This window comes from Streptomyces sp. CNZ287 (assembly GCF_007827615.1).
The window spans coordinates 365,166-377,517 of record NZ_VISV01000002.1 but is presented as its reverse complement, the minus strand read 5'-3'; the positions used below and the strand labels follow the sequence as shown (position 1 = coordinate 377,517).

The 12,352-nt window shown below is 73.8% G+C and carries 11 protein-coding genes; 2 read left to right on the top strand and 9 right to left on the bottom strand.

Annotation, left to right across the window (positions count from 1 at the left end; translation table 11 throughout):
• Positions 1-89 precede the first annotated feature (89 nt).
• Complete coding sequence (locus FB457_RS05850; RefSeq protein WP_145781052.1) at positions 90-884, bottom strand: metal-dependent hydrolase; 795 nt, start codon at positions 882-884, stop codon at positions 90-92.
• 148 nt (positions 885-1,032) lie between these two features.
• On the opposite strand from FB457_RS05850, the gene FB457_RS05845 reads away from it, so the two are divergent.
• Positions 1,033-3,561, top strand: coding sequence for a DEAD/DEAH box helicase (locus tag FB457_RS05845; protein ID WP_145781051.1), 2,529 nt, complete (start codon positions 1,033-1,035; stop codon positions 3,559-3,561).
• Between the two features lie 7 nt (positions 3,562-3,568).
• Here the strand turns inward: FB457_RS05845 and FB457_RS05840 are convergent, their stop codons facing one another.
• On the bottom strand, positions 3,569-4,573 hold the full coding sequence (locus tag FB457_RS05840; protein WP_047014569.1) for a DUF6397 family protein: 1,005 nt from the start codon (positions 4,571-4,573) through the stop codon (positions 3,569-3,571).
• Positions 4,574-4,680: 107 nt separating this feature from the next.
• On the opposite strand from FB457_RS05840, the gene FB457_RS05835 reads away from it, so the two are divergent.
• Complete coding sequence (locus FB457_RS05835; RefSeq protein ID WP_047014570.1) at positions 4,681-5,109, top strand: PPOX class F420-dependent oxidoreductase; 429 nt, start codon at positions 4,681-4,683, stop codon at positions 5,107-5,109.
• A gap of 21 nt (positions 5,110-5,130) precedes the next feature.
• Here FB457_RS05835 and FB457_RS05830 read toward each other — a convergent pair whose 3' ends face one another.
• The 7 genes from FB457_RS05830 to FB457_RS05795 all read right to left on the bottom strand — a co-directional run bounded on the left by FB457_RS05830 (position 5,131) and on the right by FB457_RS05795 (position 12,130).
• Positions 5,131-5,745 (bottom strand): GTP-binding protein, encoded by a 615-nt coding sequence (locus tag FB457_RS05830; protein WP_047014571.1) that lies wholly within the window; start codon positions 5,743-5,745, stop codon positions 5,131-5,133.
• Entirely contained in the window at positions 5,726-6,145 is a 420-nt protein-coding gene (locus tag FB457_RS05825) for a DUF742 domain-containing protein (protein ID WP_047014572.1), read from the bottom strand. Before FB457_RS05825 ends, FB457_RS05830 begins: the two co-directional genes overlap by 20 nt.
• Positions 6,146-6,163: 18 nt before the next feature.
• A complete protein-coding gene (locus tag FB457_RS05820; RefSeq protein ID WP_047014573.1) occupies positions 6,164-6,601 on the bottom strand; it encodes a roadblock/LC7 domain-containing protein in 438 nt (145 codons plus the stop codon).
• Complete coding sequence (locus tag FB457_RS05815; protein WP_486588932.1) at positions 6,598-9,645, bottom strand: sensor histidine kinase; 3,048 nt, start codon at positions 9,643-9,645, stop codon at positions 6,598-6,600. Before FB457_RS05815 ends, FB457_RS05820 begins: the two co-directional genes overlap by 4 nt.
• Before the next feature lie 73 nt (positions 9,646-9,718).
• Positions 9,719-10,498: an MHYT domain-containing protein gene (locus FB457_RS05805; RefSeq protein ID WP_047014574.1), complete on the bottom strand. Its 780-nt coding sequence runs from the start codon at positions 10,496-10,498 to the stop codon at positions 9,719-9,721.
• 177 nt (positions 10,499-10,675) lie between these two features.
• Positions 10,676-10,858 (bottom strand): hypothetical protein, encoded by a 183-nt coding sequence (locus tag FB457_RS05800; protein ID WP_026276228.1) that lies wholly within the window; start codon positions 10,856-10,858, stop codon positions 10,676-10,678.
• Between the two features lie 219 nt (positions 10,859-11,077).
• The gene (locus tag FB457_RS05795) at positions 11,078-12,130 is read right to left on the bottom strand and encodes a fatty acid desaturase family protein (protein WP_047014575.1); all 1,053 of its coding nucleotides are present in this window, start codon (positions 12,128-12,130) and stop codon (positions 11,078-11,080) included.
• Positions 12,131-12,352 lie beyond the last annotated feature (222 nt).

Genomic DNA, 12,352 nt, shown 5'->3' with positions numbered 1-12,352 from the left:
CGCGCCCCGGGTACGCCCCGTCCCTCGCGTCGCGGTCCCCTCGTCGCGCCCCGGCCGGCCACCCCTCCGTGGGCCCGGCCGGGGCGTCGTCAGCCGATGACGCCCATCGCGGTGAGCCCGCCGGCGGTGCCGGCGAGCATGAAGGCCGGCATCAGTATCTTCAGCTCGATCCAGCTTCCGGCGCGGAAGCGCATGAAGTCCGGCGGCCCGATCGGGTACCAGCGCCGGCGGCCCACCGGGATCGGCCACAGGACCGGGCAGCCGGAGACGGTGAGGGCGTCGCCGAGGTCGTGGACGAGGGCGCCGAGGACGATGGGCAGGCCCAGCCACAGGTACTCCTGGCCGGGCTCGGTGAAGAGCCAGTCGGAGCCGTTGCCGGGCCGGTCGAGGACGGCGGCGAGGATCCAGGCGCTGGTGGCGCCGAGGAGCCACACGAGGACGTCGCTGGAGACCCGGGCGGCACGCCACAGCAGGCCCTCGATGGCCAGCACCATGTGGACGAAGAGGATCCCGAGGACCGCCCACCGGCCGCCGAGGACCGCGAGCGCGGAGAAGCCGGCGCCGACCAGGACCGCCCAGAGCCAGGTGTGCGTCAGGGTGCGGTGGCCGCCGGAGCGGCGGGGGTCGCCGCGTTTCTTCGTCGCCTTGTAGACACTGGCGGAGAGCTTGTCGATGACCTCGCAGAGGATGCGGGAGAGCGGGCCGAAGGCGCGGGAGATCGTCGCGGACTTGTGGTCCAGGTCCGGGGCGAGGGCCGCCCCGGCGCAGATGAGGGCGCCGACGACGAGCACCGGCCAGGGCATCTCGTGGCCCGTCGCGGTGGCCGCCGCGCCCACCCCCAGCCACGCCGCCGCCCCGGAAAGCGAGTGCGCTGGACCCATCATGAAAAACTCCCCCGCCCCTCGTCCGCCCGTGTGGTGAACGGCCGTTGGCCCCACAGGCTCCGCCCGTCGGCGGCACAGCCTAGCGTGGGTGATCTTCAGACGTACCGGGGGTTCACACTTCCGGGGCGGTGGAGGGCAGTATGGTCGGGTGACCCTTATCGATCAGATGCCGCCCACCGCCGACCCCGACGACCTCTTCGAGGCGTTCTCCTCCTGGACCGAGGAGCGGGGCATCTCCCTCTATCCGGCGCAGGAAGAGGCTCTGATCGAGGTCGTCTCCGGCTCGAACCTGATTCTGTCCACCCCCACCGGCTCCGGGAAGTCGCTGGTCGCGGCCGGTGCGCACTTCGCGGCGCTGGCCCGGGACGAGGTCTCGTTCTACACCGCGCCGATCAAAGCGCTGGTGTCGGAGAAGTTCTTCGACCTGTGCAAGATCTTCGGCACGGAGAACGTCGGCATGCTCACCGGCGACGCCTCCGTCAACGCCGACGCACCCGTCATCTGCTGCACCGCCGAGGTGCTGGCGTCCATCGCGCTGCGCGACGGCAAGGACGCCGACATCGGCCAGGTGGTGATGGACGAGTTCCACTTCTACGCCGAGCCGGACCGCGGCTGGGCGTGGCAGATCCCGCTGCTGGAGCTGCCACAGGCGCAGTTCGTGCTCATGTCCGCGACGCTCGGCGACGTCTCCCGCTTCGAGGAGGACCTGACCCGGCGCACCGGCCGGTCCACCTCGGTGGTCCGCTCGGCGACCCGGCCGGTCCCGCTGTCGTACGAGTACCGCACCACCCCGCTCACCGAGACCCTCACGGAGCTGCTGGAGAACCGGCAGGCGCCCGTCTACATCGTGCACTTCACCCAGGCGCAGGCGGTGGAGCGGGCGCAGGCGCTGATGAGCATCAACATGTCGACCCGCGCGGAGAAGGACGAGATCGCCGCCCTCATCGGCAACTTCCGCTTCACCACCCGGTTCGGCAAGCAGCTCTCCCGCTACGTCCGGCACGGCATCGGCGTCCACCACGCCGGGATGCTGCCCAAGTACCGGCGGCTGGTGGAGAAGCTGGCGCAGGCCGGGCTGCTGAAGGTCATCTGCGGCACCGACACCCTCGGCGTCGGCGTCAACGTGCCGATCCGCACGGTGCTGTTCACCGCGCTCACCAAGTACGACGGCAGCCGGGTGCGCACCCTGCGGGCCCGCGAGTTCCACCAGATCGCCGGCCGGGCCGGGCGGGCCGGCTTCGACACCTCGGGGCTGGTGGTGGCGCAGGCGCCGGAGCACGTCGTGGAGAACGAGAAGGCGCTCGCCAAGGCGGGCGACGATCCGAAGAAGCGCCGCAAGGTGGTGCGCAAGAAGCCGCCTGAGGGCTTCGTCAACTGGTCGCAGAACACCTTCGAGAAGCTCATCGCGGCCGATCCCGAACCGCTCACCTCCCGCTTCCGCGTCACCCACGCCATGCTGCTGTCCGTCATCGCCCGCCCGGGCAACGCCTTCACCGCCATGCGCCGGCTGCTGGAGGACAACCACGAGCCGCGCAAGAAGCAGCTCCGGCATATCCGCCGCGCCATCGCGATCTACCGCTCCCTCCTCGACGGCGGCGTGGTCGAGCAGCTCGACGAGCCGGACGCGCAGGGCCGCATCGTGCGGCTCACCGTCGACCTGCAGCAGGACTTCGCCCTCCAGCAGCCGCTGTCGACCTTCGCACTGGCGTCGTTCGACCTCCTCGACCCCGAGTCCCCCTCCTACGCGCTCGACATGGTCTCCGTCGTGGAGTCCACCCTCGACGACCCCCGGCAGATCCTCGCCGCCCAGCAGAACAAGGCGCGCGGCGAGGCGGTCGCGGAGATGAAGGCGGACGGCGTCGAGTACGAGGAGCGGATGGAGCGGCTGATGGACATCGGCTACCCCAAGCCGCTGGAGGAGCTGCTGTCCCACGCCTACGGGCTGTACCGCAAGAGCCACCCGTGGGTCGGTGACCACCCCCTCTCTCCCAAGTCGGTCATCCGTGACATGTACGAACGGGCCATGACCTTCGGCGAGTTCGTCTCCTTCTACGAGCTGGCGCGCACCGAGGGCATCGTGCTGCGCTACCTGGCCGGCGCGTACAAGGCGCTGGACCACACCGTTCCGGACGAGCGGAAGTCCGAGGACTTCGAGGACATCGTCGCCTGGCTCGGCGAGATGGTCCGCCAGGTCGACTCCAGCCTGCTGGACGAGTGGGAGCAACTGGCCAACCCGGCGGAGGAGACCGCCGAGCAGGCCATGGAGCACGCCGACCAGGTGCGCCCGGTGACCGCCAACGCGCGCGCCTTCCGCGTCCTCGTGCGCAACGCGCTGTTCCGCCGGGTGGAGCTGGCGGCGCTCGACGACGCCGACGAACTCGGCGCGCTGGACGAGGAGTCCGGCTGGGACGCGGAGCGCTGGGGCGAGGCGCTGGACGCGTACTGGGAGGAGTACGAGGACATCGGCACCGGTCCCGACGCCCGCGGGCCGCGGCTGCTGCGGATCGAGGAGGACCCGGAGCACGCCCTCTGGCGTGTCCGCCAGACCTTCGCCGACCCGGAGGGCGACCACGACTGGGGCATCTCCGCGGAGGTGGACCTCACCGCCTCCGACGCCGAGGCCCAGGCCGTCCTCCGCGTCACCGACGTCGGCCCGCTGAGCCGGGCGGCCGGCTGACCTGCCGTCAGCGCGGCAGGCCCGTGCGGCGCCGGCGGCCCCGGCGCAGCCAGTTGAGGCTGCCGCGGCGTGGGCGGGTGCCTCCCGCCGGGCGCGCGGGCGGGGCGCCGCCGGGGGGCGGCGGCGGAGCCGCGAGCGGGGCGGGGAGCGGCGCCGGGGACGCTTCCGGAGGGAGGGACGGGCCCGGGGTGGCGTAGTCGACGCGCGCGGCCTGGAGCTCCACCGCCAGTCCCAGCCGGTAGCCCAGGGCCTCCGCGTCGGTCTCCGCCAGCAGCACGTCCTCCGCCGCCCTGCGGGCCGTCTCGCTACCGCCGCGCGCCGGGGCGACCAGCTCCGCCCGGTGCTCCACGACGCGCGCCCGCTCCCCGGTGTCGGGCACCTCCTCCGCCAGCTCCGCGTCGCTCAGCACCGCCGCGTACGCGCCCGCCCGCTCCCACGGATCCACCCGCTCCGACAGCAACTGCTCCACCCGCCGCTGGCGCCAGCCGCGGGCCCGGGCGTCCGCGCCCTCAGCCAGCTCCGCCCGCATCGCCGGCGGCAGCGGTCCGCGCAGCAGCCCCGGCTCCCGCTCCCCGAACCGCTCCACCTCCGTCGCGAGATACAGCCAGACCACGACCCGGTACCGGTTCACATAGAACCGCGCGGGCGCGAAGCACCCCGCCCGGGCCAGCCGCGTGAAGCGGACGGACGAGATGCCCAGCTCCTCCGCCCCTGCGACCGTCCCCACCAGCCGCAGACGCTCACGCAGCGCAGCCGCCGCCCCGGCACCGCCGGCGCCCCCGGTGCCGTCCTCCGCGCGCAGCCGCGCTACCTCGGCCCGGGCCACCCGGCGCCGCCCGCCGGCCCGCTGCGGCGGCTCCGTCGGCACCAGCCCGAGCTGCACCGCCAGCTCCAACTCGCGCGGCAGCAGCCCCAGCTCCGCCGCCGCCCGGCCGAACGTCAGCAGCTCCGCCCGCTCGCCCGCCGCGCCGGCCGTCCGCGCACCCGCGCCCGCCCCGGTCCTTACCACCATGGCCATCTCCCCCGTCGTTGCTCGAAAAGCGCCGCCTCGATTACTCTCAGTGACGAGCCTAGCGCGTCGCTCCCCGCCCCGCCTCCCCCTGTGGATAACCTGCTCGCATGGGCGAGAAGATGACCGGCGAAGAGTGGCGCACCTTCGTCTCCGCAGGCACCCGCACCGGCAAGCTGGCCACCGTCCGCGCCGACGGCAGCCCCCACGTGGCCCCGATCTGGTTCGTGCTCGACGGCGACGACTTCGTCTTCAACACCGGCGCCGGCAGCGTCAAGGGCCGCAACCTCGCGCGCGACGGCCGCGCCACCCTCTGCGTCGACGACGAGCGCTATCCGTACTCGTTCGCCGTGCTCTCCGGCCGCGCGAGGCTCAGCGACGACCTGGACGAGATGCGCCGCTGGGCCACGGTCATCGCCGCCCGCTACGTCGACAGGGAACTGGCCGAGACCTACGGCGCGCGCAACGCCGTCGCCGGCGAACTCCTCGTCCGCGTCACCATCGACAAGGTGGTCTCCGAAGCCCGCGTGGCCGAGTGACCCGCGGCACCCCGGGCCCGCTCACCCCACCGGCTCCGTGCCGACCGTGTCGAGCAGCCGGGCGGTGTGCACCCGCCCGGCGTACTCGACCAGCCTGATCAGCACCTCCTTCCCCGAGTCGCGGTCGCGCGCGTCGCACAGCACGACGGGAGTGCCCTGGTCGAGGTCGAGGGCACGGGCGACCTCGTGGGCGCCGAAACCGCGCGACCCGGGAAAGCAGTTCACCGCGACGATGAACGGGATGCTGCGGTGCTCGAAGTAGTCCACCGCCGGGAAGCAGTCCTGCAGCCTGCGGGTGTCCGCCAGCACCACCGCGCCCAGCGCGCCGGTGGCCAGCTCGTCCCAGAGGAACCAGAAGCGGTCCTGCCCCGGCGTGCCGAACAGATAGACCGCGAGTCCGGCGCGGATGGTGATCCTGCCGAAGTCCATCGCCACCGTCGTCGTGGTCTTCTCGTCCACGCCGCCGGTGTCGTCGACGGCGGTGCCGACCTCGCTCAACTGCTCCTCGGTGCGCAGCGGACGGATCTCGCTGACGGAACCGACCAGGGTGGTCTTGCCCACCCCGAAACCGCCGGCGATGAGGATCTTCAGCGCCAGCGCGTCGTCGACCCTGCGGTCAGAGGGCGCGGAGTCCATCGATCACTTCTCTCAGGATCATCTCGTCGGGAAGCTGCGCCGGCGGCACGGGCCTGCTCACCCGTACGCAGCCGAGTTCGACCAGATCGCCGAGGAGCACCCGCACGACCCCCACCGGCAGATCGGTCTCCGCCGCCAGTTCGGCGACGGACTGGGTCTCGATCCGGCAGAGGTCGATGAGCGCCCGGTGTTCGGGCCCGAACGTCCCGGCCTCCTTCCCCGCGGCCTCCAGCGCCTCTTCCTCCAGGTCGATGAGCGCGATGAGGTCGAACCGCACGGTGGTCGTCACCGGCCGGGTCCGGCCGCCGGTCATCGCGTACGGGCGGACCAGCGGACCGGCCTCGGCGTCGTACCAGTGACTGCCGTGGTGCGGAGGGGTGCCACTCATATCTTCAGTCATAACGTGTCACCGCCGTGCTCAGCCCGGATTCCGCGGCTTCGCTGCGGCCGTTCGCGGGGCGGTGTATAGATGTTCGCCCACCCGTGCGACCAGGCGGGCCATTTCGTACGCGACGAGGCCCATGTCCGCCGTCGCGGCGCTGAATACGGCAAGACAGGAGCCGTCCCCGGCCGCGGCCACGAAGAGGAAGCCGTCGTCCATCTCGACCATCGTCTGCCGTACGCCGCCCGCGCGGAAGTGCCGCCCGGCGCCCTTGGCGAGACTGTGGAAGCCGGACGCGACCGCCGCCAGGTGCTCGGCGTCCTCGCGGGAGAGCGTTCTGGAGTTGCCGACCGCGAGGCCGTCGCCGGAGAGCACCACGGCGTGGCGCACGTCGGCGACGCGCCTGACGAGGTCGTCCAGCAGCCAGTCGAGTCCCCCGGATCTCTGCGTGTGCACCGTGCCCGGCTCGATCATGGGCTTTCCCCTTCCGTCGACGTGTGCGCGGTCTCGTCCGGCTCCGGGCGCCCGGCGCCCGGTCCACCGCCGTACGTGCGGCCGACGGGCAGGCCGCCGCCGCGTAACCAGCCGCTGCGGTAGGCGGCCATACGGGCGCGCGCCTCTTCCGGCGTGCGCTCCCGCGGTGCGGGGCGACCCGCGGCGCCGGGCTCCCCGCGCGCTCCGGCGGCCCCGGCGCCGGTGTCCGTGACGTCCTCGGCGACGTCCCCGGCGTCCCCGGTGTGCGTGCCGCCGTCGCCGGAGCCGCGCTCCAGCCGCAACTGCGGCGCCATGCTGGCCTGCCGTACGCGCCTGGGCAGCTCCGTGACGTCCCCGGGGGCCTGGACGGCGGCCGCCTCCTGCCCGGCCCGCCCCGCGTACGTCCCCGATCCGCCGAAGGGCCCCCCGTCCTCCACCGCCACCCCCGCGCCGTCCCCGCCCTCCGCCGTCCCACCCGCCGTGTCCACGCCGAGCCGGGCCCGCAGCAGCACCACGTCCTCCCGCGGCGCCAGCACCGGCCGCTCCCCCACCGGCCCGACGGCCGGGCCTCCGGCCCCGGGCCCCGTGCGCCACGGCCCCGGCAGCGCCCGCCCGGCCCGCCGCTCCGGCAGGCCGTTCTCCGCCCCGTGCGTGCCGGAGCCGCCCCCGTCCGCCCCGTTCCGCACCGGCACCCCGGGCAGCCCCGGAACCCTCGCACCACCCGCCGGGCCCGCCACCCCCGGACCGCCGGATCCACCGGGCCCCCCGGGCACCAGCCCTCCCGGGAACGGCCGCGCCGCGGCGCCCCGCACCCCCGCCCCCGGATCCACCGCTCCCTCGACCGCCGCCTCCAGCACCGCTGTCGGCAGCAGCACCACCACCGTCGTCCCCCCGTACGCCGACTCCCGCAGGCTGACCTGGATCCCGTGCCGCGCCGCCAGCCGGCTCACCACGAAGAGCCCCAGCCGGTCGCTGTCGAACAGGTCCAGCGCCTCCGACTCCCGGATCCGCCGGTTCGCCGCGGCCAGCGCCTCCTTGCCCATGCCCAGGCCACGGTCCTCGACCTCGATCGCGTAGCCCTTGCCGACCTGCTCGCCGTACACCCGCACCTTGGTGTGCGGCGGCGAGAACTGCGCGGCGTTCTCCACCAGCTCGGCCAGCAGGTGCGTCAGGTCGGCCACCGCCGCGCCCACCACGGCCACGTCCGACAGCGCCCGCACCTCCACGCGCGCGTAGTCCTCCACCTCCGAGACCGCGGCCCGCACCACGCTCTGCAGCGGCACCGGCATCCGCCACGCGCGGCCCGGGGCCGCGCCGGAGAGGATGATCAGGCTCTCGGCGTGCCGCCGCATGCGGGTCGTGAGGTGGTCGAGCCGGAAGAGGTCGTCCAGTTCCTCGGGGTCCTCGGCGCGCCGCTCCATGCTGTCCAGCAGCGCGAGTTGGCGGTGGACGAGCACCTGGCTGCGGCGGGCGAGGTTGACGAACACCCCGGAGATGCCGCTCGCCAGCTCGGCCCGCTCGACGGCGGCGCGCAGCGCCGCCCGGTGCACGGTGGTCAGCGCCTCGCCGACCTGGGCGATCTCGTCGTCGCCCGGGTCGCCCCCGGGGGCCTCGCCGGCGATGTCGATCTCCTGTCCGGCGCGCAGCCGGTGCATCGCGTGCGGCAGCTTGCGGCGGGCGAGTTCGAGGGCCGAGTTGCGCAGGCCGACGAGTTCGACGATCAGCCCGCGGCCTATCCGTACGGAGATGAGGAGAGCCGCGGCCACGGCGGCGAGGCCCAGGACCGCCGCGGCGCCGGAGGGGGTGAGCATGCCGTCGGTGAAGGGGTCGGTGCGGTCGGCCTCCGCGGCGTGCTCCCGTCCGACGGCGCGGACGGCGCCGGCCACGTCCGCGTACGGGCCCTCCCAGTCGCGCGCGGGGGCGGCCTCGACGGCGGCGGTGCCGGAGTCCGCGGCGGCCACGGCGTCCTCCAGCTCGCCGAGGGTGCGATACGCCTCGCTCTCGCGGGCCTGCCGCCACACCTCCGCCTCACCGCCGCCGAGGTCGTCGGCCGAGCCCTCCTCCAGGGCGGCGCGGGCGGAGGCGGCGTCGGCGAAGGCGCGGTGGTGCGCGGCGCTGAGCGACCCGCGCACCTGCCCGGCGGCCAGGAGCGCGTCTTCGCGGGCGAGCATCTCGCCGGCCCGGTCGAACTCGTGCAGCACCCGGGCCTCGGACGCCCCCTCGGGGCCCCGGATACCGGTGAGTGCGCCGGAGACGCCGAAGGCGCGGTCGACGGCCGCGGTGTACTCCTCGTACGTCCGCGACCAGTCGGTCGTACGGGCCTCCACCCGGGTACGCAGCCGGCCCAGCGACTCCGTGCCCGTGACGAAGCCGTCGAGCCGCCGGGTGACGTCCCGGGGCAGGTCGGCGCCCTCCGCGACGGTGTGGCTGCCGTCGAGCCGCAACCGGTCGACGGCCCGGTCGGTGCGGACGGCGGCCGCACCGTAGGCGCGGCGGCGGTCACCGCCGGGGCCGGCGAGGTGGCTTGCGGCGGCGCGCCGTTCGTCCTGGAGCGCGGCGACGGCGGCGGCAAGGGGCTGCCGCACCTCGGTCTCGACCTGCTCGATCCGGCGCAAGCGGGAGACGTCCTGTGCGGTGCCTACGGTGGCGTAGCCCCAGAGCGCTATCAGGGAGACGACCGGCACGGTCAGCAGGCAGATGACGCGCGCGCGTACGGTACGGGGCCCGAACCGCCGGAGCCGTCCGCGGTGCCCGGACGCCGGCGCCTTCTGTGCACCCCCCGCGTCCACACCGCCGGAGCCCGCCGGTTCCCCGCCGCCCGCCGCGCCCGGTCCGCCGGGCAGGTACGCCCGCTCCCAGGCGCTCGGCCCCGGCGGCGGCCCGGACTCGTCGGCGGGCGGTCCCGCGTGCGCCCGCCGGCCGCGCACCGGCGCGGGCACAGGTGGCGCCGTCCCGCCCGCCCCGTGCCCGGCGGGCAGCTCGGCCGGAGGTGCGGACGGCGTACCGGACGGGCCGCTCGGCGGGGTGCTGTCCGGGGTTCGCATGTCCACCTCATATCGGTTGGCGGGGCCTGCCCCGCGGGGTCCGTCCGCCGGTGTGCGGGCGCGGCGCGGCCGGCTAGACGGCGCCGGGCGCTCGGGTCAGGCGCTGGGCGGAGACGGTGGCGGCACGCTCCGCGGCGGTCGGGGTGAGCGCGACGAACGCCGAGGTGAGGAAGAGGTACGAGCCGAGACCCACGGTCAGGGGAAAGACGAACTGGGTGGCGGTCGCCCCGGCCAGGGCTTCGGGCGAGGGCATCACGGACACGGACACGGCGGCCATCCCGGTGTAGTGCATGCTCGTCACGGCCGCCCCCATGACGAGGGAGGCGAGGGTCACGGCAAGCGGAGAGCGGATGGTGAGCGCGGCCCACAGCGCGGCGGTGGCCGTGGCGACGGCGATGAGGACGGAGAGCACCACGGCCGGGAGGTCGTAGGCGATCGAGCCGTGCAGGCGGACGGCGGACATCCCGAGGTAGTGCATGGCGGCCACGCCGAGCCCGGTGGCGAGCCCGGCGACCAGCAGGGCCGGGCCGCGGGCCCGGAGGTGGCCGAGGGCGAAGACGCCGGCGCCGGCGACGGCCATGGCGACCACGAGGCTGAGGACCGTCCGCTGGATGTCGTAGCGGATCTCGGTGCCGCTGACGGTGAAGCCCAGCATGGCGATGAAGTGCATCGTCCATATGCCGGTCCCGGTGGCGGACGCGGCGGTGAGCAGCCAGTTGCGCCGGGAGCGGGCGGTGGGGGCCGCCAGCGCCTGGACGGTGCAGCGCAGCCCGAGCGCGGCGCCGATGCACGCCATCGCGTACGAGAGAACGGGTGTCAGCCACCCGTAGGCTGCGTGGTCGAGGTGTCCCATGTCTCAGGGACGCTAGTCCGGTTGGGGGCGCACGACCGGGGCGCATGCCAAACCTGACTGAATTTGACAGAGTCATTGCCTCGATCGACCAGGGCAACGCCCGAAGAGGCACATCCCTGGCACATTTCTTACGGCATATGCCTCATCGGCCGTGTGCCTCCGCGGGAGGGCGCACGGTCAGCGGCCGAGCTCCTTGCGTGTCACCCTCTTGAGCCTGCGGCGCTGCCCGGGGTCGAGCGCCAGATAGGCGGCCACCGGCACACCGACGATCACCAGCACGGCGATCCAGAACGAGGTCAACCACCACAGCAGCAAGCCGACCGCCACCCCGCCGGCCGCGACCTTCCCTCGATTCGTCATCTTCCTGCCTCCTACAGCGGCGGCATACCGCCCTCGACTGGGGAACGGCCGCGCCGCTCCCCCGGTTCCTTTATCCCATGACCGGGGCCGGAGGGCGTCATACATGTGGATGAGGGACCCATTACGGGACGGGTTCCCCGTTACGGACGGGAGGTGCGCCATGACGGGGCGGGAGGCGGTCCCGCCCCGGGTGCAGCAGGGGGGCAGAGCGTGCGCCCCCTACGGGACGTCGGGGGCGCGCAGCGGCTCGCCGACCTCGTGCATGTGCTCCAGCGCCAGCCGGTACGACTCGACCGCGCTGGTCTGCGCGTACGGCAGCCCGAGCGCTGCGCAGTGCGCCCGTACCAGCGGCTGGACGCGGCGCAGGTGGGGGCGGGGCATGTTGGGGAAGAGGTGGTGCTCGATCTGGTAGTTCAGGCCGCCCATGAGCCAGTCGGTGACGGCCCCGCCGCGCACGTTGCGGGAGGTGAGCACCTGGCGGCGCAGGTGGCCCCAGTCGTCGTCGCCGGTCTCGGGCATCTCCATGCCCTTGTGGTTGGGCGCGAAGCACATCCCCAGGTGCAGACCGAAGACCGCGTGCTGCACGAGCGCGAAGACCACGGCCTTGCCGGGCGACATGGCGGTCAGCAGCAGGGTCGCGTAGCCGAGCACGTGGAGGCCGAGGAGCAGGGCTTCGAGGCGGCGCTCGCCCTTGCCCTGCCGGCGCAGGTCCTGCCAGCTCGACACCTTCAGCGCGATGCCCTCGAGGAGCAGCATCGGGAAGAACAGGGCGGCCTGGTGGCGGGTGAGCCAGCGGGCGAAGCCCTCGCGCTGCGCGGCCTGGCGCTGGGTCCATACCAGCGCGCCGACGCCGACGTCGGGGTCCTTGTCGATGTGGTTGGGATTGGCGTGGTGGCGGTTGTGCTTGTCCGTCCACCAGTGGTAGCTCATGCCGATCAGCAGGTTGCCGTGGAAGAGCCCGAGCGCGCGGTTGGCCTTGCGGGTGCCGGCTATCTGCGCGTGGCCGGAGTCGTGGCCGATGAAGGCGGTACGGGTGCTGAACACCGCGGCCGGCACCGCGAGGAAGAGGGTCCACCAGGTGTTGCCGAGGAGGTGGATGCCGACGCCGGTGGCGGCGAGCGACAGCAGCGTGACCGCGATGCTGCACCCGTACCATCCGCGCCGCCTGCGCAGCAGTCCGGCGGCCTTCACTTCCCGCAACAGCGGCGTGAACTCCGAACTCCTGACGGTTGCCGCCCCCTTGGGGGCCGACGTGACAGTGGCCTGCGGCATGGCGCCTCCGGTCTCTCGGTGCGAGGACCTCGACGCTACGGAAACCGACAGCTCGGCGCGATGACGTCAGCACCCGGAACGCCCGGGTGCAATCCACCCGGCACAAGGTAGTGCCAGATACACCCCCCGCGGCACCGCACGCGGAAAAGTGAAGTTGATCACTCCGCGGCGCCGTCCGGGGCCGCGGGGCCTGGGGTACTCTCGACCGCCCGGTAGTCAAAC

Coding starts and splice junctions, on each gene's coding strand:
- FB457_RS05850 (WP_145781052.1), bottom strand. CDS start 884: ATGATGGGTCCAGCGCACTCGCTTTCCGGGGCGGCGGCGTGGCTGGGG.
- FB457_RS05840 (WP_047014569.1), bottom strand. CDS start 4,573: ATGGTGGTAAGGACCGGGGCGGGCGCGGGTGCGCGGACGGCCGGCGCG.
- FB457_RS05835 (WP_047014570.1), top strand. CDS start 4,681: ATGGGCGAGAAGATGACCGGCGAAGAGTGGCGCACCTTCGTCTCCGCA.
- FB457_RS05830 (WP_047014571.1), bottom strand. CDS start 5,745: ATGGACTCCGCGCCCTCTGACCGCAGGGTCGACGACGCGCTGGCGCTG.
- FB457_RS05825 (WP_047014572.1), bottom strand. CDS start 6,145: ATGACTGAAGATATGAGTGGCACCCCTCCGCACCACGGCAGTCACTGG.
- FB457_RS05820 (WP_047014573.1), bottom strand. CDS start 6,601: ATGATCGAGCCGGGCACGGTGCACACGCAGAGATCCGGGGGACTCGAC.
- FB457_RS05815 (WP_486588932.1), bottom strand. CDS start 9,645: ATGCGAACCCCGGACAGCACCCCGCCGAGCGGCCCGTCCGGTACGCCG.
- FB457_RS05805 (WP_047014574.1), bottom strand. CDS start 10,498: ATGGGACACCTCGACCACGCAGCCTACGGGTGGCTGACACCCGTTCTC.
- FB457_RS05800 (WP_026276228.1), bottom strand. CDS start 10,858: ATGACGAATCGAGGGAAGGTCGCGGCCGGCGGGGTGGCGGTCGGCTTG.
- FB457_RS05795 (WP_047014575.1), bottom strand. CDS start 12,130: ATGCCGCAGGCCACTGTCACGTCGGCCCCCAAGGGGGCGGCAACCGTC.